Source organism: Pedobacter petrophilus, from assembly GCF_009674725.1.
GTDB lineage: Bacteria > Bacteroidota > Bacteroidia > Sphingobacteriales > Sphingobacteriaceae > Pedobacter > Pedobacter petrophilus.
This window is the reverse complement of sequence record NZ_WKKH01000054.1, coordinates 1-24,727: the sequence shown is the minus strand read 5'-3', so window position 1 is coordinate 24,727 and position 24,727 is coordinate 1. Positions and strand designations below refer to the sequence as shown.

Here is a 24,727-nt window from a genome sequence, read left to right as displayed (position 1 = left end):
GGACTCTGTTTGGGCTCCGACTCACGCTGTCTCCATTTACTCAGAAGGCTATCGTTTATTCCAAGCTCATCTGCAACCTCTTTCACCGATCCTCGGCTATTAGATAAATCTATAGCCATTTTTTTGAAGGAATCATCAAATACTCGTTTGCTCATATAATCAAATTTAAAAGTTTCTAGTTAAATCTGACAACTAAATTCCTCCAGTCAAATGTAGCAACTCCAGAAGGTTTGCCTCAGGAGAATCAGCAAGGAAGAATTAAGGAAAGAAAAGATGTCCTTATGTCTTCATAATCTTTTTCACTACACAAGCACTAAAACGGCCTTTCAGGGCCATTTCTTTAAACCTAATATCAGGATAAAATGAAAGGATTCAAAAGCAGTATTGAAAGCGAAACGCTTGAAAATACAAACTTTAGAAAAGTAATTTATACAGGCAAGCACCTTCAGGTTGTGCTGATGAATTTGCCTCCAGGAACGGATATCGGTGAAGAGGTTCATTGAGTTCAAAGCTTTTGCATTTAAAAAATAAAGATGAGTTTTTGGTGCCTTAAGGCATAAATAGAGCTAGATTAAACTGATTTACAAACACATAAACCGAAAGGTTCGACTGCCTTCGGTTCTATCGAGAATATGGTTACTAGATTGTATAACCAGTAGCCAAGTGTGTTGCTATTAACATCGTTGATTAAGTCTACTTTTAATTATAAAATTTCTATCTTTATTGAATAGCATTTGCAGTTAAGAAAGTACAGGTGAGTGATTCGGTGAGTCAATTATCAAAAGTGTTTTTTAAATCATATAGAGCGAGATTTAAAGACTGGGTTCAGTTCCTCCCACTCTCCGCATAAGGAGAATGACTTCTCATACTCATAGGGTTGCTCGATTTCGAGCAACCCTATTTGCTTTATTAACAGTTTGTTACAATTTAAGTTTCGATTAATAGAAGGTGTTCTAAACATCCCATTCTTAAATGTGAGACCATCTTTGAACACCTCTCTAATCATTGCATGTTTCTGCCCAGGCGGCGCCCAGCCCTTGACAAGATTATAATCCTACCTTCGGCTTGCCGGACAAGCTTGCTCCATAAGAATTCTATTTTTTTTAAACATTCTTTAGGCTTTCATCATGCCAAAAATCTTCATAGCCATTTCTGTCCACCACAAAACGGAAACCGACATCAATGCAAGATATTTTTGGACAATGGGTTCAGGAGCAAACAAGTAGCAGGGTGAAATCGCTAAATTATAAGGGATGTAAAAAGCTAAATCCTGGCTTTACACTTAGTTAATATAGGTTCCGTATCTTTATTACACAACTTTATTCTTCTTCTCTCATGATCTTTTTGAATTTTTTATTTTATGACAATAAACAGCCAACTTAATAGTGAAGCTAATCTATCAAAATTATGCCCTTGCGGAAAAGGCGATAGCTCAGATCTTGAAAGGATTCCGCGGACTATGTTTATGAAAATAATTTTATTTTGGTTGCCTATAAAACGCTATCGATGCTACGGCTGCATGCGTAACCGATGGATTGTAATGAAACCTGCAAAATAACTTAGCAAGTGTTTTAGTAAGCTTTTCTAATTTCTGACCTCATTTAAATAAAAAATGGGGATTACCGCTCTGGCTCCCCATTTATACACAAACTGAATTAATCTTATTGAAAATACTGAGATAAATCCGTCAACTCTCCAGACAGGGCAGTGCCTCTTGGCGTAGTGGTTATTAAATTGTTTTTATCTCTTATGATGAACAATTTAGATTTACCTGCCTCAAAATTAAGTATTCCAAAACGACCGTTATTCGCAACAAAAGGAAATCCGGAAGTAATTAATGGTGTAGTTAAACTAGAGTATGGTACTGTATTGGTGCCTTTTTCAAAGATATCAAAACTGTATATATAATTAGGGCCTGGCAAAGGAGGAAGTTCGATTTTGTTAAAACTACCGTCTTTAGATAGTGTAAATCTGATTTCAGGTGTAATTTTTGTAACTACCTTTGTGGTTTGATTGTTGGCATAGAAAACAATATCCACATCAACATTTTTAAATTGTGCAGGGTATTTGGTTTCAAATTTGGCACTAATCATCATATTTGCCGGGTTTGCAGGTGGATCGAGCTTTACATTATCGGCTATCTTTGTACCATCAAAAAAGAACTGGATATTTTGCTGTGGGTTGCCTGGTTCTATTTTTTTTGTAAATAAAACAACCGTTTCGCCTTTTTTTCTAATCTGAATTTCTCTTGTAGTACCGTTATTGATTAAAACAGAAGATCGGTTATCTACCGCTCCGCTTTTAGAAAGGATGATATTTCCATCCAATAAAAATTCAAGCTCTCCGGTTAAGGCATAACCCTTAATTAGTAAAGAAATGGCCTGATCATATACTTTGGTACCATCATAATAAATGATGATGTTTTGATTGAAAGGAGCAGGCATAACTGCCTTGCTCAAAACAATTTCTGTACTTCCTTTTTTTCTGACCTGCAGTACGGCATTCTGATCATTTACCGAAAGTAGCGTTTTTACATTAATTTCACCGGTACCGGCTTTTGTTGTGGCAATAATACTATCTCTGTAAAGGTATTCTAAATCAACCGTGGTGCTGCCTGTTACTGTAAACTGAATAACTTTAGGTTGTTCTGGCTCAAGAAGTTCTGGCTTGCGACAGGATAAGCCTAGCAAAATAATAGCAGAAAGAAATGATAAGGTAAAAATTTTTAGTTTCATATTGTGGATAATTGTCATTAAGGCAGCATTGTGCTGTTTGATCATAAAGAGACTATACCCTTAGGTATAGCCTCCTTCATTAAGAGAGAAAAAAATTAGAATACAAGTTTTGTCCAGCTATTCGCCCAGCTTGGCAGCGTAACTGTAGATGGAGAACCTGGTGTGTTGTACCATGGCTGACTAACTCCAAATGAATCTGCATTTGAGGCATTAACAGTAAATGAATTGCCACCACCATCACTAAAGCTACCTGATGCAACAGTTACTGAATTAGCGAAACCATGAACAGAAGTGTTTGTAATTATTGAAGGACCAGCAGGAGCATCTGCATCAAATGCGATGCCTGTATTGTAACCAGATACGATTACATTTGCCAATTCAACTTCAGAACCTCTGCGCTCACGGATACCATTACGGTAACCTAAACCTGCTATGCTGCTGGTGTTTTCAGTTCCGAAAATGCTTACGTTAACTAAAACAGGATGGGTTTTTGGAGTTAAGCTAAAAGAAGCATCTTCTGCAGGGGCATTGTTATCAGATTCGATACCATTTGAATCGCTATTGCCACCACTGGTGCTATGCGTAGAATTTTTATCAGCAATTGCTACTGCATCTGCCAATACGCCTGTAAAACCGTTGTCAAAATCAAACTGATCATCATCAGATGCTAAAGCAACTAAATTACTCGGGCTAACTGTTCCGCCAAAGAATTCAAATCCATCGTCAAGGCCATAAGAAACCTGAACGTGATCGATTGTAGTGCCATTACCTACACCACCTAAAGTTAAACCATTAACCTCAACGTTTGGTGCCAATTGGAAACCAGCATATTCAATACGTACATACTGAAAAGTACCACGGTTATCACCATCATTTGTTCCCCCATAGTGAAATTGAGGCTGATCAGCTAAACCTTCAATCAGTTTATCACCAACATTTATTCTTGCATTACCTAAAATAATTACACCACCAAAATCGCCAGGAGTTCCTGTTGTGCTTGCGTTGCCATCTAATAAGTTGCGACTAGTAAATACTATAGGATTTGATTCGGTACCTACAGCGTTAATATTGCCATCTTTTGCAATAACCAATACACCATTTTGTACACCTGCTATATTTACACTCGATTTAATATAAGTACCTGCTTCAATGGTTAAAGTTGCACCATTTCTAACGGTTACCACACCACTCAATTCATAAACATTTCCTGCTGTCCAGGTAACAGAGCCGGTAATGTCTCCGCTAACGCCAACTACTGGCAATGATGATTGTGAATAATCTGCTGCTGAAGTGCTGCGGTTATTAAATGAGGCTGAACCACCTTCATTTTTTTTACAAGCTGTAAAGGAAACAGCAACAACGGATAAAAGACCGATTAATTTCTTAAAATTTTTCATGGTTTTTAATTTTTTTCAACGTTGATGAAGCAACCATGATTTGTTTATCTCATTTAATGATAAAGGAATAATCATGATGGTTTCGTTTTTCATAGGACCTATTTTAGGATCCACGTTTTAGGATGATTTTTTACAATCATTTAGATGTACAGGCAATTTTTCTTTTTTTTATAGAAAATAAAAGCGTGTTTATATCCAAATGGGATGATTTTTTTTATCTTAGCATTTCATGTCGAATTAACTAAGAACAGCCTGTTAATGCCCCTTGGGTTTTAACAGTATGATCAGATAGATTTCAGGGTTATTCCTGGATTGCACCGACTTCCACAAGAAATTATCGGTATAAACGGAAGGTTCTAGTACAACCTTTCGTTTTTTTGTCCTTTAGGAAACAATTGCTCCTCCTTTCCTTTTAAAATGTTTAACCATATTTACTATTCGCATTAATTTAAAAATTATAGGTAATAGAGGTACTATAGGTGCGGCCAAATTTTTGTTTAAATATGATCTGGTCTCCTTCATCGTAGTTATTACTAAAACCTGGTTTTAACCGCATAAAATCACTTTCATCACTTTTTCCAGCCACATATTCTGGATTAGCTTCATAGCTGGCAGTATTACGGTAAAAAACTGAAGCCCTGTTTAACAGGTTGGCCGCGTTAAATTTTATTTCAAGTTTGTTTTTCAAAAATCTATAGGCAAGCTGGGCATCTATCTGGTCGCGTGGTTTCTCGTATTCAATATCAACAGGTTTATCACTTACGATATAGGTTTTAAAAGCAGATTTATTGTATGCAATATTAAAACTGAAGTGGTTGTCGGTATATTGAAGACCTGCATTAAGCTGGTAAGGTGCCTGTCCATACATCGCACGTTTTTGATTGATAGGTGCCTGGATATTCGGGCCAGATGGATTTAAAGGATCTGCGATTAAGTAAGTGCTTCTTACCTCAGATTTTTGTAGGGTTATGTTCCCATATGCCACAAACCTGTTTGCAACCGCTATATCGCTAATAAAGCCGAGATTTTTACGTAATTCGAATTCTAATCCATAAACTTTAGCCCAATCAGCGCTTTTAGTGTAATAGGTAAAATTACCACTGGTTGTATTTACCGTAATTTCAGCGGGTTTATCAAAATATTTATAATATCCACCTATCGAAATAATTTCTCCAAGGCCAGGAAACCACTCTGTTTTAAAATCATAGCTATCAATACGTGTACTATATAATCCTTGATTGCCAAACTGTCCGTCTAAATAGGGACTGTATCTAAAAAAACGACTGTTATCCAGCAATTCTGGACGGATTACACTGCTTGATATTGCAGCCCTGATATTAATTGAGTTAACCGGACTATAGGTAAGATTGGCAGAAGGTAACCATTGCCATTTACGGTCGGGTTTTAGATCGAAAACAGTTTGCGACTGAGCATTGCTATAGCCGTTTTTAATTTCTTTATACAGGTAATATTCTGCACGCAGCCCCCATACCAAACGCAAGTTATCCCGTAAACGGTTGTCTAACATAATGTATCCGGCATGTGTATTGCTTTTGCCTTCGTAATTATCTAAAAAGTACGGATTAACAGAATAGAAGTATTTATCGAAGCCAATGTTTGCGGGATTTATCATTTCGCCAACGGGAATATACTTTAAACTGTCTGCAAGCCTGTTGCTGCCTGAAAAAGAGGCGATCTGCCAATTGAAGTCGGCCTTTTTACGGTTGCCGAAATATCCTGTTTTTAGACTGTTACGTATTTCTTTAAATTTAAAAGGGATTGTAGCCGATAGGTTCCAGGAATAATGCCCTTCTTCATTTTGATAATGGTGCCGCGACATGGGCATCACTTCTATTTGAGTAGAAAGATTGTAACCATAAAAATATTGGTATTCATTCCCAATAAGTTTTGGAAAACTAGAAGCAATTACCAGATCTTTTTCTTCCCTGTTGATATTGGTACGGGCAATATCCCATTCTAGTTTTATTGTTCCTAACTGATGTTGTCCACTCAATTTATTTTGGAGCAGGTTGGTGTATGTTGGATCTTCTGTTTCCTGGATACGGTTTGGTGGAAGTTTGAAATTGCTTTCGTCCTTATTAAAGCCAGTAATCCTTACCATACTATTGTCGTACAGGTGAGTATAAGTATTGCGGAAGCTAAACCTGTTTTTACCCAATTGTAAACCGAAATTCAAGATTCCTCCTAGTGTGGTGTTAAAGTTGTACGACGCTCCATTGTTATTAGGATATGCCAGATTCCAATCACTTCTGTTCTGATTTTCGATGATATTGATATTTTGTGTATTGCGGTAACTCAGCGAGCCGGTAAAACCGAATTTATTACTTTTAGCGGTATCTAAACTTATTGAACGCCCTATCGTGAACTGATAATTTTGCGACGGAGCAGTTTTATATTTATAAACGCTCACATTATCCTGCGTAAATCTCTTGCTCTGATCAGTTACTTTTTTTTCATAATCTGCCTCAGTAAGTGTGTTGTTGGGAGCAACGGTTTTAACGGTATGTTCTAAACCTTCTGGATAATCCCTTCTGCCATCATCAAAGCCTAAATAATCATATTTGCCTCTCTTGTGGCTTAAAAAATCCTTACCTGTACTTTGGTCGTTGTAAGCAGTACCTGCGGTAAAACTGATGAAGTTCTCAGTGGGTATATCTTTGGTATTGATCTGGATCAACCCACCACCAAAACTTGTATTCATATCTGGAGTAACCGTTTTACTTACGACCACATTATCAACGAGATTGGAAGGAATTAGATCGAAAGAGAAGTTACGGGTCTGTGCTTCGGTACTTGGGAGGGTCACACCATCTAATTGAGCCGAATTGTAACGTTCGCCGATTCCGCGCACAATGACAAACTTATTGTCAATAGTGCTCACCCCACTAATGCGTTTTAAACTTTCGCCAATGTTTCGGTCTGGTGTTCTCGAAATTTGTTCGGCACTGATTCCATTACTAATCTCCGATGCATTTTTTTGTCGGGTTAATAAACCTTCAACTGATGCTTTTTTATAGCTGGCGGTTACCACAACTTCTTGTAAACCCTTCGTGTCAGGTTTTAAGGAAATGTTCAGCGGCGTGTTTTGATCGGCCTTTACAATGACTTCGCTAATGCGTTGGGTAGCAAAAGAAATGTAACTGATTTCTAAGGTATAACTTCCTGGTGCTGCACTTAAACTATAACTTCCGTCGCTTGCTGTTTGGGTAGCTTTACCCGTTTCAATAATCTTAACCGAAGCACCCGGAAGGGTCTCTCCTTTTTCATCGGATATTTTTCCGGATATCTGGCCAGGCTTTACCGGATCCGGAAGTTTATAAAGCAATATGGTATTGGCATCTGCAAAGCGGTAAGCTGTTCTTGTACCCGAAAGTATTTTTTTAAGGATAGGCTCGAAGGGCATGTTTTTTACCTCGAGGTTTATTTTAGCGTTCTGGCCAAAGATTGACTTATTGTAATTGATCGAAAAGCCAGATTTTTTTTCCAGTACGTTAAGCGCTTCCGGAATACTTGATTCGGTTATTTTAAGACTTAAATTGCCTGCTGCTGCTGCTGTCTGAGTTAAATTTTTTGCCGTTACCTGGTTAAATACAAAGGTAAAGAGCAGTAGCGTAGCGAATCCTTGCCGGTAATTCAGATTGATAAAATACTTTTTTATATTTTCGTAAAATCCTATTTGAATAGGTTCAAGATGTTTTTTAATTCTCACGGGTTAAAAACTTTTGTTGAGGAGCTGGGTTGTTCGAGCAATCCGGCTCCTTGTTTATGTTAAGGGATTTAATTTTGTTTTCATAGGTATCATCCGGTCATGTTTGCGCATTTTTTGTTGCGCCATAAAGTAGCTAACCCATCATTGGCATTCCTCCCCCCATACGGTAATTTTTTTAGTAACAGTGTCTATTTTATATTGAATGTGTTTTCCACTCATAATGTGAATTTCTTCCATTACATGGTTAATGCTTTTGTTAGAAAAAGTAGCATTGAACCTGCATTGTGAAAGTTTGTTGCTCTTTAATTCAATATTTACATTATAATATCGCTCTAAGGATAGCAGTATATTCGGGAGGGTGGCATCTTTAAAAACAAAACTGTTTTTAACCCATGCATTTACATCGGCAATGCCTGCAGTACCCACACTATAATTTTGCTCTTTTAAATGGTATAAGAGTTTCATACCAGGGGTAAGCAGCGAGAGTTGTTTTAATTTCCCTTTGCTGTTTGCAGATACCTTTACTTTTCCGGTTCGTACCGCTACGCTAAAGGTATGGTCTTTAGGGTAGGCATAAATATTAAAAGAGGTGCCCAAAACCTGCGTCTGCATGGTTCCGCTGTGTACAATAAAAGGACTGGAGGGATCACGTTTTACTTCGAAAAAAGCTTCTCCTTCCAGTTTGATATTCCTTAAGCTCCCCTTAATAAAATGAGAAGGCCAAACCAGCTTACTTCCGGCGCTGAGGTATACCACCGAACTATCAGGTAATACCAGTTTAACTTTTTCACCCTTTAAGGTCATTTTTGTTAAAAGAGTGATGGCGTTTCGTGCCGGCTTTTGTGCCTTTTGGTAGGTATACCAACCCAATGTAGCAGAAATGATTACCGCAATGGCAGCAGCATATTTTAATATAGGAGATAGCCAACTGCTTCTTTTCTGTTGTGCTTCAATTTTATCCCAGATTTTGGCCAGCCCTTGATTAGCTTCTGTAGAATAATCGGTTTTTTCAGCTTGTTTTTTCCATGCATTTTCCATCACCGCATGAAATTCGCTGTCTTCATTTGCATCATCTGCCAGGTAATCCATCAGGATTTTTTCTTCCTGCTGAGTTGTTTTACCTGTTAGATAGCGCTCAAATAATATTTTAATGTTTTCTTGTTTCACTTTTAATCGTAGTTCTTAATGCGGTGCACTATGGTATATATGCCCGAAACTTTAGATACAGCTATACCGAATTGAATTTATTTTGAAATAAAATGCAAACAGCTGTTTATCAGTGTTTTATTTTTATCTCCTGATTTAATATGGAATGCTTACCAGATATTTAATATTGTAAAACAAAAATGCCCTTAAAGGGCATTACATCTCTAGTAAATGGCTAAAGCAAGGATTAGCAACAAATAAGTGCGATTAATGATAATATGGTTTCCGGAGAATAGGTTCTAAAATATTTGCGCATAACGCCCAGCGATTTTTTGAGGTGATTGTTGACGGTGTTTTTTGAAATCCCCATCAGCTGTGCTATTTCTTCGTGTGTATGGTGGTCATGTCTGCTCATCAGGTATATTTTTTTTACCTGTGGAGAGAAGGTTTCGATCGCATCTTTTGCAAGGCGTTCAGATTCTTTGGCATTCAGTTCATCTTCAATGGCATTAAAAGACTGCTCTTGTTTTAAATTTTCATGGCTGTAAGCTTTTTCTCTTGCTTTTTTACGTAGCGTTGTAAGGAAATTATTGCGAATAAGGGTATAAAGAAAAGCATCGAAATTTCTTTCCGGATCTATTTTAGCCCTGTTTTCCCAAAGCCTTACAAAAGTATCCTGCGTAAGTTCTTCAGCCGCTTCTCTGCATCGGGTAAAGTGATGCGCATAACCATATATTTTTTGACGGTATTTGTGGTAGATTTCATTAAAAGCAACTGAATCGCCATTTCTGACATCATTCAGGAGTTTTACATTTTTAAAGCTTTCCAACTTTTCCATGAGTAGCGGTTATGAGGGCAAGTTAGCTGTCGTGTTTAAAGTTAATGTTAACACAATGAAACCTTTTTCTTTATCTTACTGATGTGTAATAACCGTGCTGTTTTGGGTTGCCTGCATGCGGGAATCCATTAAAATATTTCCAGGCTGAAAACCTCCGGAAAGGACTTTATTTATGCCAATACTGGTTTTACCGGCTTTTCCTGTAATTTTTGAAATGGCTATTTTCACCAAAGGATCTTCCGGATCGCCCATTGGCAATAATGGTAAAGTGCTCAGTTCATTCACCACCACATCAGGGCTAATCCCTGTGCTGTATGCTCCATTTCCCTGTGCATTAAATAACTTATAAACAATGGGGTGCATTTCCCAATTAACCTGTTTAGGATTCCTCGCATCAAATATTCTGAATGAAGCTTCGTCTTTACCCCTTGTTTTTTCACCAACCTGGATCACTTGAATAAAAGGTTTGAGGTTATTAATCATGACTTCGGCAGCCGATGCTGTAGCTGCTGTTGATAGTACATAGACCCGGTTGAGACCAAGGTTTTGTTGAAGGAGCGTATTAAAATTTGCCGTGCGATCAAAAGTAGCGGCAATGCCGATAGATTCTGTTTTGGTTGCACCATTTTTATTGCCTTTATAAACAATAAAAGGTTGATTGTAAGATACGTTTTGAGGGATCATTGTGCAAATTCCTGCCGCTTCTGCTACCTGCCCTCCTGCATTATAACGGAGATCGAGGATCAGATCGGAGATACCCTGTGCTTTAAAATTGCTAAAAACCGGGAGAAGGGAGCTTGCGAGACCGACATTAAAATCTATAAAATACAGGTAACCGATTTTTTTTCCATCGCTTGCTATCACCCTGCTAATTTCTTTTTGATCGACGATTATACCTTTAGCAATTTCAATGGTGCGTGTATCTGTCCAGATATTATTCTTCAGTTCTGCCAGGCCCATCGAAAAGCTGTCACTGTTTAATATTTCATCTTGTAAAGCCTGGCTATTGGTCAATGTTAACGTTTTGCCGTTTATTTTGCTGATGTAATCTCCGCGCGTTAAACCCGCCCTCGAAGCTGGGGAATCTTTTAAAACCATTTTTATAATTCCAATAACTTTGGTGCTGTTCTGGTCGCTTACAGTTGTATAATCAAACCCGAAATTTCTGTTGCTTGGTGTGGTAGTGGTGGCATCGCCAGGCAAATTGAGGGAAGAGAACCGATCAGATGGATTACGAAGGGAAGTAAAAAAATCTTTTGGTGAAACACTGATATTCGGATTGGAAGGTAACTGTTCATTCCAGTAATAATAACGCTTAAGGCTATCAAGTATCCAGGTGTTGATATTTTCATTACTTCCTACAGGGTAATCGGGCTTTCTCTCAGCTTTTTTGCAGGAAGGAAGTATAAAAAACAGCGTAATCACACAGATGCAGTAATAAACGGATCTTTTTAAAGGGTTTGAGCGTTTTGACATTATCTTTCTGAATTTAGTATCAAAACTAAGACTGCTATTGTTAACTCATGATTAAATATCAATCCGTTATTGTTCTTTTATGGTTAAGAATTGTTTATTCCGGGAATACCTCGTGGCTAATCCTGTTTCCTTTTGATTGGTGGGCAAACCCCGTTTAAAGGGCAATTACAAGGGTCGCTCCTCCCCGTTCCAGGCAGTCAGAAGATGAATGAATATTTAAAAGAGGTTGCTTGCTGTGCGGAATAAAAAAGAAACTGACCTCGCATGTTTCCCCGCCACACCTTTGCCACTACCGTTACGCTGTTGAATGGTGTACCAATTGAAAGTGTTTCCAAAATATCCGGTCATACCAATACTGGAACCTAAATACCGCGTGCCGTTCGTTAAATATTTTGAGGGCCATAAATACGAAGAGATCGTCCGGGAAATGAACATTCCGATCGGTACGGTCTAAACACGCATCCGTATCGCAAGACAAATCCTCCCAAAATAGCTCAAAGCGTATAAAAGATAGCCGTTTTAACATTGGTTAGGTACATACAAGACGCTTTATTTAGCCAAGGGAAGGCTGAACGAGAATTTCGATCCCACGCCTAAAGCACTTTTAAGATCGATTTTAGTTCCATGGAGGCGCAAGATTTCCGAAACAAGATATAGGCCGATGCCAAAACCGGATACCGATTGGGAAAATTCATGTTCAACCCGGTAATACCTATCGAATAAATGCACTTGATCCTTCTCACTGATGCCGATCCCGTTATCTGCCACTTCTACACTTAGTGAGCATCCTGCGATTTCACACCGGACTGAAACCGAACTATCTTTAGGAGAATACTTTACTGCATTGGTAATCAGATTGCTCAACACCTGCCCTATCTTCTCGCGGTCTGCAAGAACGTTGACATTTCCGCACGAGCTATACGTGATATGATGTTTGGGAGATAAAACCACCATTTCATCTACAATCTCATTTGCCAGCCCATCAAATGAAAAGACCGTTTTCGATAGTCCCAGATTACCTGCTTCTAGTCTGTCAACGCTCAGGAAGTCATGCACAATGGTTGCCATCCGTTTGGCCTGAGATTCTGTCTTGCTTAGCGCCGAAATATCAAACACATTGCCTGCTGACCTCGCCCTGGAGAGCATTAGCTGTACAAATCCCAAAATTGAGGTCAGTGGTGTTTTAAGCTCATGACTCACAAAACTAACAAACGCACTTTTTCGTTTTTCCTCCTGTTTTTTTTCGGTAATATCCCTAACGATTTTTGAAAGGCCAATGAGTTCCCCGCTTTTATCCCTGATAGGAGAAATAGACAAGGAAACGTCCAGGGTCCTCCTATCCTTAGTTACCCGCTGGGTCTCAAAATGTTGCACAACTTCTCCCGCCCTCAACCTGTTATATATTTCCTGCTCTTCGTCCAGTCGGTCAACAGGCAATAGAATAGCCAGGGGCTTTCCGTTCATTTCTTCTGCAGTATAGCCAAACGTCCTTTCAGCCGAGCGGTTCCAACTTGTGACAATGTTGTTCAGATCCTTGCTGATGATCGCATCGTAAGAGGAAGCAATAATGTCCCTGGACATCTTCAACTTTTCCTCGCTTTCCTCCAGGCGCCGCAAAAGTTCTTCCTTTCGCTGTGCCTCATGCACCATATCAGAAATATCACGCGTAAAACAGCGGGTATGAATGAACTCATTGTCCTTTCTGAATACATTTGAATTGATCAGCACATGTTTTATCGAGCCATCCTTGCATTTGAGTCTCGCCTGGTAATTCACTAGCGTTTCATTATTGGTCAATCGGGCGAGGATATCATTGATGACAGGCTCATCAGCATGGAAGTTGCTGATCGGCAAACCCACGTATTCTTCCTGGACATAGCCCAAGGCATCAAGCTCTGCCTGATTCGCCCATATAATAATTCCATTTTTATCCACCCAGTGCAAGGGAATAGAGGCGTTCTCCACGAAATCCACTAATTCCTCAACCGGAAGCTGCAGCCTATTTCTAAAATTTGTAGTTGCCATTAGCGTTAATAATATCGTAACGATTTTTTTTAATAAATAAAGGTATCATTTTAAGCTGGCTCTCGTTGTATCTACCAGCCACCTTCGCCAAATTACATTTATCTGTTACCGATCCACCAAATGGCAATTTTTCTTTAAAATAAATTAATTTCTAAAGTGTTTCAGATCATCTCCATATACTAATAGTACCTTTTTAAAATTTTCTTGATACGCCGGTAATCGTTTGAATTCTTCATTTTATTCTAGATAATTGATTATTTTCTGATCTATCATGATTTCAATTATTTATTCTTCTGAAAAACTTCCAATATAAACCAGATTATGTTTATTTTCTTCAAATTTAAGGTATTGACTAACTATCAAATCCAGCATCAGATTCGTAGTTGAATTGACACCTAACTCATCTACCTTTAATATCATTTGTTCGGCAATATTATAATCCTCTACTTGGGTCATTATTATTTCATCAACGTTTTCTTTATTTTCAGTATAGTAGAAGTTAACCTCTTTGATAATCTGTCTGTCAATACCTAAAATTTCGGCGATTTTATCTTTTGACAATTGTTTGTCGTCGTTTAAAGATTCGAGAATTGATGATGATGTTTCATCTTTTCCTAACCATAGGTAATGTGTGTTTAGATTTGCTTTATCATCATTATCCGACAAGCCCGGTATTGCTCCGAGGTATATTAGTTTTTCGGTTTTAGATGCTGATTCTTGATTTAAATCATGGTTTTCATAAGCAATTAAAACATTAATACTATCGATACTGTTCTCCTCATATAATTTTAAAAACGCTGATGTATTTCCCGGCACATCATTTAATACATCATTGATCTGCTGGCGCTTATGGTAATATTTCAGCACAATAAAATCTTCATCGTAAGTGTCTATACCTATTTCTTTACAAAATTGACACCTGATTTCTGGATCAGGCTCTTGATCATCCTCTTCTTTTCCCGTTGGCGGTTCATTATCATAAATTGACCAAGCTTTCAAATAGGATACTTGATCAAAATATTTCTCAAAAGCTTCTTCTGATTCAAAATTTGCTACCCAAATATGTAATTCCGCCATTTCATTTTATACATTAAAGACAAGCAAAAAATTTCATACATCTCCTACATTTTTCAAAAACCTAGATACCATACTTTCCTTTGATAGCTGAGTTAGACATTACTTATACTCTCTTATCTGCTAAGTTTTTTAATCTTACCTCAAGAAAATTTCCGCATCAGCTTTTAATAAATTCATCCATTCTGTACTTTTTGATATAAAAATAAAATGATGCGTGTACATTAAATAAATAGCTTCAGAGCGGGCTCTTCTAATTCTCCTTTCAATACCAAGATGTATTTTTCAAAAAACTCCCCTAATGAATTAGCCAATGTGACCGTATCTTCATATTCTGGTTCGTTTCCTGTAACTATTTGACCTTTATGTTCTCCGTTTAGAACAATTGCAACAAATGCATAATCGCTCTTAACAGACATCATGAACGGTAAATGGTCGTTCCAAAATTTGATTACATCTTCTTTCTCCTGCCCATCTGAATATTCGAGGCTTTGTAATTCAAATTCATTCCATGAAAGCCCCTCTCCAATATTATCTTTAAAATAATCTTTTATTGAAATAAACCATATATTATCTTCAGCATTGGCAAGGAGATCAAAATACTCTACAAATTCAAGAAATGACCTAGGAGTTTTAGACAGTCTTTCCTTTACAGTATCTTGAGCTGTAGCAGTATTTATCTTCACTTGACTTTCTTCAAATCGCCAATTACACGCTATAAGGATATTAGTAAATTTTATATGATTCATGACAATTGGCATTTGAAAAAATAATTTTTTATTATATGGCGATACCTTGTATACTAAAATTAATTCTTTCTATGATATTATAAACAGTCTAATTGATATTTAGCTGATAACTTCCTGTATTGTTATTATTCAAAGTATAATCAAATTGTTTTTGATCAAGTAATTCTAATCTTAGGCCTTCGATCGAACATCAAAAGTATTTATAAGGATATTTCAAATAGAAATCATCACTAATCTTTTCTAAACTACTAACGAATAATTCTTGAATCTCTATTGGCAAATTATCCTCATGATCATCTAGTTGTTCTTCAAGCTCCCGAAACAAAAAAGCGGCCTGAAGAAATACGAGAAAATCAATATTAAAATCTAGAAATTCGTCAATAGACTCATATTCTCCATTATTGTGATCGTAAAACAAAATAGTTGATTTTTCTATATTAATAAACCATTCATCTCCCTGTCCACTTCGTCCAATTATCCAAATCTTATCGTATAGTTCTGGATAATTTTTCTCAATATATTTATTTTCATTGAGAACATCTTCATAGCCAAATATTTCTATGTCAGGTGTGATTTCCAGCCCTTTGTATTCTGATAAAAATTTTAAATATATCGGGTCTGATACAGGCACCTTATTTAGATCTTTGATTTTATTTATCCTACTATCAAATTCTTCAAAAATTAAAACTGAATTCTTTTTTTCGAACATAATATTAATTTAAATGCATTTTCCTTTAACAGCGTTTGCGTTATATTTACTTATTCTCTCTTTTCTAGCTAGCTCTCTTAATCTGCCTTCGAGAAAGATTTTAGCCTCAGGTTTTGACAAATTCATTTGTTCTGTGCTTTTTAAAATACCATCCCATGTTTTATTCCAATTTTGACCAGTTCTTGAGCTATTAGTATGTATCCCTGGCTTTTTGGTGTGACTTTCTTTTGGAAGATTATAATAATATTTTGGATTATTTACATCAATGTCACCAATTTCTTTAAACTTATCTGCAAATTCTTCGGGAAAACCATGATGTATGTCAGGATTGATGTGTTTAGAACCTACATGATTTAACCAATTCTTCTGTAATGTTCTGGTTGGTGTTTTTGATAAACCAAAAACATCAAGTAATCTATTTGTATCACCCACATAACCATAGAGTGCAGATCCACCTTCTAATCCAATCGGATCTTTACTCACATAATTCCCACTTTCAGGATCATAATACCTAAAACGGTTATAATACAGCCCCGTTTCTACATCCTCATATTGTCCCTGATACCTAAATGGCACAAAATCCCGATCACCGCTAAGTTTACGTATTTTTCCATAAATATCAAGCTCAGCATCCCAAACTTTTTTACCGGCATGATCAAAAGCCTGTACAGGTGTACCCAAGTAATCGCTAATGATAGAATAATATTGGCCATTAACGATTTTGGCACTTGGGGTAAACTTATTTTGATCATATACCCAGGTAATTAAATCTTCGTTTAAAGGTTCTGGCTTATCATAACGGAGCAGGCCATCTTCGTTAACCACCAGGTTAGGCCTTTCACTTAACGGATAATACCATTCATGAAGCAGCAAATTACCATCCCATACATAACGATAAATCCTGTCCTTAACAATTTTAGCCTTTCTTCTGCCCAGGGCATCATATTCAAAATAAATAATTTCGCCATGTGGGTTTTTAACCGCTTTCATCATGCCGTTGGCTGCCCAGGCATAGGCCCAGTCGCCAGTTTTCCATTCCGGTAAATCGGGCGCAGCATCTGGCAATATATCAAGCGCTTGCGCTTTAGGCATATCGGGATTGGCCATTTCCCAGTTCAGTTTTTTATCAAAAAGTCCGGGGTTTTCTATTTCTACGGTTTCGGCCTTTGCCAAACCGATAATGTTTCTTTTACTTTTTTGAACCAGGTTACCTTTGCTATCATAACGGTAATACCATTGGTCATCTTTAAGCAACTTGCCTCCCTTATCATAACGCCTGTCGCTTCGGTCGGCTGTTTTATACAGGTTCCCGGTAGCATCCGGATTTTTATAAATCGTTTGCCCGTCATCGCTATAAGTGGCTGATGATAAGCTGCCAAAGGCATCGTAGCGGTAATTTATGTTACCTCCGGTAATGCTGTTCAGGCAGTTATTCAGCTTATCATTTGGGCCCCAGGCATATTGCTTAAATGCCGTAATGGAACGGCTGGCTTCTACCTTCTGGCTAATGGGCTGCCCTTCATGGTCATAATCGAAAGTGGCCTTAACGCCACCGCTTAAACTGCGGCTAGTTTCCTGTCCGTTTTTATTTCGGCCAATGGCTGCTGTCCATGCTTCACCAACATTACCTTTGGCACTAATGCCATTGAGATAGCCATCTGCATTGTAATCATAATCAATCTGTGCACCCAAGCTGCTTTTTAACCCAATAAGGTTATTAAAGGCATCGTACTGATAGTTGATGTGGTACCCGTCCTGTGTTTCACGAGTTACCAGTCCCAAAGGGTTCCGGTTAAAATTAACTGATGAAAGTTCATTTTCTGCAGCAATCAGCAAACCTTGTTTGTTGTACTGAAAGGCTTCGTAGGTACCATCTTCATACCTGCTGTAAACCAGCCTGCCACTTAAATCATAATTATGGTAAATGGCCTTTCCATCGGCTTGTATGGTTTTAATCACCTGCCCATCCTGATTGCGAATGTATTCTTGTTCCTGCCCATCAAAGCCAATTTCCTTCACTACGTCATCATTGGCATCTCTTAAAAAAATATATTGCTCACCTTTTTCATTGGTAATGGCTTTTAAATTTTCCCATCTGTCATACGTAAAATGAAGCGTCTGAATATTTTTTCCGGATGGATAGCTACTTCTGGTCTGGGTTTTAAGACTACCCATTGGCGTGTAGTCCATGCGCCATTCTTCATTCCCATCAGTTGCATACACGGGCAAATCGTAGGCATCGTATTTGAAGCTTAGCGCTTCTTCACCAAAGTCTTTTACCGCTACAATTCTCCCCATATCATCTCTTTCCCAGATAGTACGCTGATAGGTATCAGGGCTAAAACTTATAATTCTCCCATAATCATCATACTGCCAGGTTCTGCTGGTGCCTTCGCCCGAAACAGATTCAACCAGCTGGTTGAGGTCATTGTAGGTCCAACGGATTTCATAGCCTTCATGATCAATGCAGTATGCAGGTAATTTCTGCCCATCGTTATAAAAGAAATCAACAATCCTGTCATCTTTCTGCACATGTTTAAGCAACTGATTTTCGTTATTGTATAACCAGGTTTCATTTAAACCTGCAGGGTCACTGCGAAGAATGAGGTTATTGTTTTCATCGTATTTATAATGGTACTGCTCACCATCTGGGGTATGGTAGGTCGTAATATTTCCCTGTTCATCGTGTGCATAGCCTACTACCTTTCCCTCAGGGCTGGCTACCATGGTTTCTTCATTGTAGCGGTTGTGCTCGTACCAGGTTTCGCCACCTAAGGCATCTACTTTTTTGTAAACCAGGTCGTTTTCATCGTAATAATAACGTTCTATTTTACCATCGCGATAATACACTTCATTATAACCTTCTTCAGGGAAATAATTTACAGATCCACTCATAAGACCGTCTTTACCCTCGGTATGAATCACACGCCCTGTTGTATCATATTGCCAAAAATAGGCCATTCCATTTCGGTTAACCCTTTTGACCACACGGTTGTTCGTATCGTACTCAAAGCTGATGGCCTTACCTGCCTGATCATAGACTTTAACCATATTTCCACGGTCGTCATATTCATAGCTGACCAAAAGATCGCTAATATTTTTATAATGATAATAAACTGCGGTAATGGCCGTGCCTGCTTCGTTGTGCTGCATTTCGAGCACCCGACCGGAATTTTCTACTACACGCAGGAGTAATTGCTTTTGATATTGAAAAGATAGAATGTTGCCGCTATGGTAATCAATCCGCATTACCCGGTAAAAATCGCCATCTGCCCCATCTGCAAAAAGTTTGTACGTGTAAATGTCCTGATTGATGGTCAACAACCAGGTTTGTTCATCAGGCCGCTCCATCCAGATTTGTTGTGCACGGTCATAATGCCTGCCTGAGTAAGCTTCAATGTAAGGTAAAGGCATGACCAGATTTTCATCAGGGTGACTAAAACCTACAATTCCAGCATCCGGATCAGGATAAATATAAAGGTCGTAATTGTTGTAAACCTGATTGCCTAACATGCCCGCGTAAGGTTTATCACTCCGCCATACGTTGTTCCATGCCAATGTTTGGCCACCTGGTAATTCAAAATCGGTCCATTCAAAAAACATGGCACCAGTAACAAAGTTAACAGGCTCCAAACCCCAGTGGCAAAGTTTTTTTGAGATTGGATTGTTTTTAAAAAGTTTACCAAGTAATTTATTAACGCCCCTCAAGGCAGCTTTGGATAAAGCACCGCCTAGTTTAGTTAAGCCCCGCATGATGCCGATTGCAGCAAAGCGCATTATATATTCTGCTAAAGTATAATTATGGGGCGCAAATTCACCGCCTACTAATACAGGTTTACCCGTATTAATCTGCACATACATGCTTAGCAAATCACTGTAAAAGGCAAAGTAAGCCAGTGGGTTTTTCTTTAGTTTTCCTGGTACGGTAGGCAAAGGTTTCAAGCCCATTGGCGGGCACCAGCAGGTAAGTACCTGGCCTGGGTTAGAGCCACTCATTTCTGAACCCTGACCTTTAACGGTAGTGGAGCCCCAATATACTTCACCTTCATGTGGAGAGCCGGCTATGTTTACAATAAAATAAACCGGTAAAGAAGTAATATGCCTGAATGGAAGCAAAACACCCATTACACTGGTGGTTGTAGTGGCTTTATGCCTGCCATGTACAAAAATTGAACCGCCCATTGGTATACTGGCCATACCAATTAAACCCTGTGCAAATTTTGGTACGGGAATATTAAAACGAAGGTAATCCATCGGATCGAACACCATTCCAATAAAAGGGTGTGGTAAAGGCAAGGGAATGATCCCGAAAGAAGGCGGAATGGGGATGGTTGTCCAGTGAAAATCGATGGCCAACACCACATCAAAATGTTTACTTACATGCTGTACGGCCGTATTTACCATGGCTGGTTTTTTTGCCTTTAAAAGCTTTAACGGACTTTTTACAGCAGGTGGGTTACTCCCGGCAGCAACACTGCCACCGCCGCCAACTGCTTTTGGCTCTGCTTTGGTGATACTTGCAGACAGGCTAAGTGACCTATCGGTAGACATATTCGGCTTACTTGCTTTTATTTTTTTCATCCGTCAATTTTTGTTTCTCTGGTGATGGCTTAATCTTCTTTTTAAGTACGATCGTTTCAACGCAGCAGTATTTACGACAATGGGTTGGCATGGTTCTTTGGTATGTCTGCGGCAGTCTTCCAGTCCGCACCAAAATCATCCTGCATTTCCAGATCCAGTTTTCTGCCCTCAGGACTTTCTTCCCCATATTTTTTCAGCATGATCAATGCTGTATATGCCATTGAACTTTGCCGCCTTTTCTCTAAAGGCATTTTTTTTGCAATGGCCAGGCATTTCAAGTAATATTCCATTGCTTTAGCGGAACCTGATAATTTATTCTCAGAAAGCTGCCCCAATAAACGCGTACATTCCATTGCAATAAAATCGTTTGGAATGATTTCCGCAATTTTAACTGCTTTTTCAAAATATTTTTTGGCTTCATCCTTTCCAGAATGTGCCAACAAAAAGCTTCCATAGCTCATGTGGATATGGGCACTCAGCAAAGTATTTTCTCCTGCCTGTGCTAATGCCAGCTCATATTGCTGCCTGGCTTCATTTTTTTTATTTTTAACGGCTAAACTCTGGGCCAGCATAATCCTGGCAGCCACCACTGCCTCATGTAGTCCTTGCTTTTGTGCAATCATAATGGCCCGTTCCAAAACCGCATTTGCCTGTTCGTGTTTGCCTTTGCTTAAATAATTACTGGCCACTAATATCTGTTGCTGGTAATCGGACTCAGGATCACTTTTGTCGCGGTTACTATGTGCCGCAGCATTCTGCATTAGCTGGCTTACATCAATATTGAGTCTAAATTCTGTTCCCTGCTTTAATTTTTTTAATGTACGGTGCACATGATGATCGGTATAAACCAGCTTGATATTATCTTGCTGCAGAGCAGTAATGCAACTGCTACATTCGTTAATCCACTGAGACAGTGCTTCTATATTATGAATGGTTGTTGGTGCCAGTTGTATATAAATTTTTTTAAACTTTAACTCCGGATAGAGCTTGCACAATTGCGCCAAAGCCGTAATGGGGAGGTAAGCGTCAGTATCATATTTTTTTAAACGATCAGCCTGATCCACATCCCATATCATGCCTGCACCAGTATCTTTCTGCCATAGTTGAAAGATCTCTTGCCATTCTTTAACTAAACTTTTGCCGTAATCATCTGGACTTTTAAATTCCTGGTAATGGAGCAAAAACATATCATTCGTCTTACTCTCTTCGGTTAACTGGTACTTAAAGTATGCTTCGAAAAGGTTCACTTCATGCCGCTCACCAAGTCCAATAAAAAGATTCTCCGATGAATGTTTTCTGATTACCTGTTGCCATTGTTTGTCTATTTTAAAAAGTTCGAGTTGTATCGGGTTCATTTTAGCGGTAAATGGAAATTAGTTTAGATTAATTGTACCACTGCTGATATTGGTTACATTTTTGCCGCTCACATTAACTTTTTCTGATGTAAGGTTGGCTTCCGTTTCACCACTCATGGAAAGAGTTGTAGTGCCAATATCCAAAGTCAGCGATTCAATCGCAATACCTGATGTAGGGGTTCCATCTTCTGGCCCAACACCTATGCCTATACTGGTAGAAGCTGAATTGCCGATATTTTCTCCGATGGTAAGAATGTCTTTTCCTTTAATAATGATCTTTCCGGTTTTGTCCATAAAAATGCTGCTTTCACCACATTTTATATGGATAGATTCCTTGGTTTCAAAAACGGCCTTACCAGCGCCATCAAGTTCAATGAAATTACTGTCTTTATCTTTCATGATCATACCTGCCCCGTCATCCATCGTTAAAGTATGCCCGCTTTTAGAGGTTAAGCTTTTGCTGTTGTTGCTTGCACTTCCACCAGATCCGTTTTTGCCATGGAAAACGGAACCCAGCACAATTGGCCGGGCAATATTTCCTTCTTCAAAACTAATGGCTACCTGGTCGCCAATTTCCGGGATAAATACAAAGCCCCTGTTCTTGCTTACTTTATCGCTGCTCCCGGCATCTGGTGTAATCACCCTTAGCCATTCGGTAACATCATTGGTTTTGCATTCCCACTTAAATTTCACTTTGATGCGGCCATTTCCCTGCGGATCGGCATTGTCGATCACGTCGGCCAGTTGCATATCTGGATTGGGCTTCTCATAATTTTTAACCAGAATCCGTTCGGTATTAGCCACCACACCTTCGAAAGTGTTGTGGTATTTCCCCGTTCCATCGAGGTTGTGGGTAATGCTGGTAATTAAAAAACGACCAAGGCTTTCGGTGGCAAAGGCAACCTCCTGCCTGATGCTCATGGTAATTTCCGCCAGGGTGCCAATGCCGAGCTCACAATTATCGCCACTGGCATTTACTTTTAAAAGTTCACTGATATGTGCTTTCTCTTCGTTGTCTACATGGCTTTTGATATCACCACTATTATCGACCCTGATGAGCGAAGGCTGATTAAAAGTTTTGCTATACATCAGGTTCGACGCATTTATGGCATGGGCCAGGTCAGGGTTGCCATCTGCCTTGCCGCTGCTTTCACTTTGCAGCATTTCATCCTGCTTGGGGTTATAGGCAAAACGTTTATTTTTAATAGGCGAAACCTCCATGGCATATTGCAGGTTGTGTACATCCCTGCCATAAAACAGCGCGATATCTTTTTGCTGATCGGGCTTTCCGAAATTGAGTTGCTGACCATCATAATAAAGCCATTCGTGGTATTCGCCCGATAAACGGTTCAAAAATTCCCAATCGCTTTCCTTGTACTGAATAAGGTAATCAATGTTTGAAGTCCGGCTGGCATTCGCAACAATTTTTAAATCGTTAGCCGGGGTTTCATTAGTAGCCAGTTTTACGATCGTATTTAAATCTTTATCCAGGTAAGAACCCAGGTCTTCGCCACGGTCTATTAAAATGGTTGGACTATAGCCACTCACGATTAATACGCCATGATAGCCATGGCTTTGTGCCAGCTCAACCCTAGTTACCAAACCCATAAAATTTTGAAGCTGCTCTTGCGAATAGCCAAATGATGCGGTTAAGGTTTTCCCTACAAAACCGCGACTTTCATCCAGGTTAATTAAACCCGGTGCCCCCATTTGATCGTGGTTAAACCGCAATTCGAAATAATGGTGACTGTTAAAGGCCTGCTGCAGGCTGAAGCTGGCGAAGTGAAGGATTGCCTTATCTTCTATGTTGATTTCGGTGATGAGTTTATTTTCCATATTTGTTTCAAGCTTGGTTGCAGCTATGATGAGGAAACCTCAATCTCAATGCTGTGCCATCTACCCATGTAAAATGAAATGCAAGTCATTTCGCTTTGCAAGTGAGATTCTATATAAAATCCAATATCTAACTGATGACAGTTGAAAAAAAAGTGTAATAGGGATGCAATATCTGGTTAACAGGGACATGAGAAGCGTGTTAATTTAGACTTACATGATTGATAAACGGATAGATTATAAATGCTAAAAGTGACTGGTTATACCAGTCACTTTTAGCATATCATATTTTGAAAATTAAGCTTTTGGCCAATCATTTTCATGTTCGGCATTACCCAGTTTCAGTTTTCTTGCTGAAACTACGAAAGTAAGCGTCATTGGGGTATTGTCATTTACAGCAATCCCTTCGCTATATTGAACAATGTAACCGTCTTCGAAGGTTAATTCTTTCATTTTAGCATCTTCTTCGCCTTTTTTGAAGGTAATTGTTCCGCCTTGTGGTTTATACTGGTTATTTACCATCGATTCGATTACCGAAGTGTCTTCTGTAGATTCGATTTCAATGTTAATGGTTCCACCATATACACCCGAAGATGGACGACCTTTTGCATCTACATCTCTGTTTAATGAAAAGCTGCACTGTAATACATCAAATTCCTTTGAACCTAATGTTAATCTGGTTTTAAATGCCATTGTTGTAAGTTTTAATTGAAAGATAAATAATTTTGAAACGTTGGGTTTTGCGGTTGGCGTGGGGCGAAGAGCATGGTGATCAGATTAGCCATTAATGACCCAACCCTTCTACCATCAACCTTTCTACCCTCTACCTGAGATTACGCTTTAGGCCAATCGTTTAGATGCTCCGCATTTCCGAGTTTCAGCTTTCTGGCCGAAATCTGGAATTTAAGCGTCATCGGGTGATCACCAACAATGTTGATTCCTTCAGAATACTTTACAATGTAGCCATCTTCAAAATCGACTTCTTTCATTTTGGCATCTTCCTCAGATTTCTTAATTAAAAGGGTTCCGGTAATGGGTTTGTACTGGTTATTTACCATCGCTTCGATAATTGAGGTGTC

At 38.7% G+C, this 24,727-nt stretch carries 18 protein-coding genes; 2 read left to right on the top strand and 16 right to left on the bottom strand.

Features of this window, described 5'->3' with window-relative positions; genetic code table 11:
• A partial coding sequence (locus tag GJU39_RS24340; protein WP_154281226.1) for a transposase occupies positions 1–155 on the bottom strand: 155 nt, incomplete at its 3' end.
• 207 nt (positions 156–362) lie between these two features.
• Between GJU39_RS24340 and GJU39_RS20550 the strand changes: the two genes are divergently transcribed.
• Positions 363–503 (top strand): cupin domain-containing protein, encoded by a 141-nt coding sequence (locus GJU39_RS20550; protein ID WP_154282879.1) that lies wholly within the window; start codon positions 363–365, stop codon positions 501–503.
• Positions 504–1,661: 1,158 nt separating this feature from the next.
• Here GJU39_RS20550 and GJU39_RS20545 read toward each other — a convergent pair.
• The 6 genes from GJU39_RS20545 to GJU39_RS20520 all read right to left on the bottom strand — a co-directional run bounded on the left by GJU39_RS20545 (position 1,662) and on the right by GJU39_RS20520 (position 11,322).
• The gene (locus tag GJU39_RS20545; protein ID WP_154282878.1) at positions 1,662–2,735 is read right to left on the bottom strand and encodes a hypothetical protein; all 1,074 of its coding nucleotides are present in this window, start codon (positions 2,733–2,735) and stop codon (positions 1,662–1,664) included.
• A 95-nt stretch (positions 2,736–2,830) separates the two neighbouring features.
• The gene (locus GJU39_RS20540; protein ID WP_154282877.1) at positions 2,831–4,132 is read right to left on the bottom strand and encodes a hypothetical protein; all 1,302 of its coding nucleotides are present in this window, start codon (positions 4,130–4,132) and stop codon (positions 2,831–2,833) included.
• 448 nt (positions 4,133–4,580) lie between these two features.
• Entirely contained in the window at positions 4,581–7,862 is a 3,282-nt protein-coding gene (locus tag GJU39_RS20535) for a TonB-dependent receptor domain-containing protein (RefSeq protein ID WP_154282876.1), read from the bottom strand.
• 141 nt (positions 7,863–8,003) lie between these two features.
• Positions 8,004–9,029: a FecR domain-containing protein gene (locus GJU39_RS24225; protein ID WP_154282875.1), complete on the bottom strand. Its 1,026-nt coding sequence runs from the start codon at positions 9,027–9,029 to the stop codon at positions 8,004–8,006.
• A 226-nt stretch (positions 9,030–9,255) separates the two neighbouring features.
• Complete coding sequence (locus tag GJU39_RS20525) at positions 9,256–9,846, bottom strand: RNA polymerase sigma-70 factor (protein ID WP_154282874.1); 591 nt, start codon at positions 9,844–9,846, stop codon at positions 9,256–9,258.
• 75 nt (positions 9,847–9,921) lie between these two features.
• Positions 9,922–11,322 carry a S41 family peptidase gene (locus GJU39_RS20520; protein WP_154282873.1) on the bottom strand — a complete coding sequence of 467 codons (1,401 nt, stop codon included), beginning with the start codon at positions 11,320–11,322 and terminating at the stop codon, positions 9,922–9,924.
• 307 nt (positions 11,323–11,629) lie between these two features.
• Here GJU39_RS20520 and GJU39_RS20515 point away from each other — a divergent pair, with 307 nt between their 5' ends.
• The gene (locus tag GJU39_RS20515; RefSeq protein ID WP_154282872.1) at positions 11,630–11,776 is read left to right on the top strand and encodes a sigma factor-like helix-turn-helix DNA-binding protein; all 147 of its coding nucleotides are present in this window, start codon (positions 11,630–11,632) and stop codon (positions 11,774–11,776) included.
• 95 nt (positions 11,777–11,871) lie between these two features.
• Here the strand turns inward: GJU39_RS20515 and GJU39_RS20510 are convergent, their stop codons facing one another.
• The 9 genes from GJU39_RS20510 to tssD (GJU39_RS23450) form a co-directional block, all read right to left on the bottom strand.
• The gene (locus tag GJU39_RS20510; RefSeq protein WP_154282871.1) at positions 11,872–13,347 is read right to left on the bottom strand and encodes a PAS domain S-box protein; all 1,476 of its coding nucleotides are present in this window, start codon (positions 13,345–13,347) and stop codon (positions 11,872–11,874) included.
• Between the two features lie 285 nt (positions 13,348–13,632).
• Positions 13,633–14,424 carry an immunity 22 family protein gene (locus GJU39_RS20505; protein WP_154282870.1) on the bottom strand — a complete coding sequence of 264 codons (792 nt, stop codon included), beginning with the start codon at positions 14,422–14,424 and terminating at the stop codon, positions 13,633–13,635.
• 221 nt (positions 14,425–14,645) lie between these two features.
• Entirely contained in the window at positions 14,646–15,170 is a 525-nt protein-coding gene (locus GJU39_RS20500) for a hypothetical protein (RefSeq protein ID WP_154282869.1), read from the bottom strand.
• A gap of 190 nt (positions 15,171–15,360) precedes the next feature.
• Positions 15,361–15,879 (bottom strand): SMI1/KNR4 family protein, encoded by a 519-nt coding sequence (locus GJU39_RS20495; protein WP_154282868.1) that lies wholly within the window; start codon positions 15,877–15,879, stop codon positions 15,361–15,363.
• Between the two features lie 9 nt (positions 15,880–15,888).
• Positions 15,889–20,460 carry an RHS repeat-associated core domain-containing protein gene (locus tag GJU39_RS20490; protein WP_154282867.1) on the bottom strand — a complete coding sequence of 1,524 codons (4,572 nt, stop codon included), beginning with the start codon at positions 20,458–20,460 and terminating at the stop codon, positions 15,889–15,891.
• Positions 20,461–20,531: 71 nt separating this feature from the next.
• Complete coding sequence (locus GJU39_RS20485; RefSeq protein ID WP_154282866.1) at positions 20,532–21,815, bottom strand: tetratricopeptide repeat protein; 1,284 nt, start codon at positions 21,813–21,815, stop codon at positions 20,532–20,534.
• Between the two features lie 18 nt (positions 21,816–21,833).
• Positions 21,834–23,651 carry a type VI secretion system Vgr family protein gene (locus GJU39_RS20480; protein ID WP_154282865.1) on the bottom strand — a complete coding sequence of 606 codons (1,818 nt, stop codon included), beginning with the start codon at positions 23,649–23,651 and terminating at the stop codon, positions 21,834–21,836.
• A 294-nt stretch (positions 23,652–23,945) separates the two neighbouring features.
• Complete coding sequence (gene tssD, locus GJU39_RS20475; protein WP_154282864.1) at positions 23,946–24,341, bottom strand: type VI secretion system tube protein TssD; 396 nt, start codon at positions 24,339–24,341, stop codon at positions 23,946–23,948.
• A gap of 140 nt (positions 24,342–24,481) precedes the next feature.
• Positions 24,482–24,727: type VI secretion system tube protein TssD (gene tssD / locus GJU39_RS23450; RefSeq protein ID WP_280790424.1), on the bottom strand; the 246-nt coding region annotated here is incomplete at its 5' end.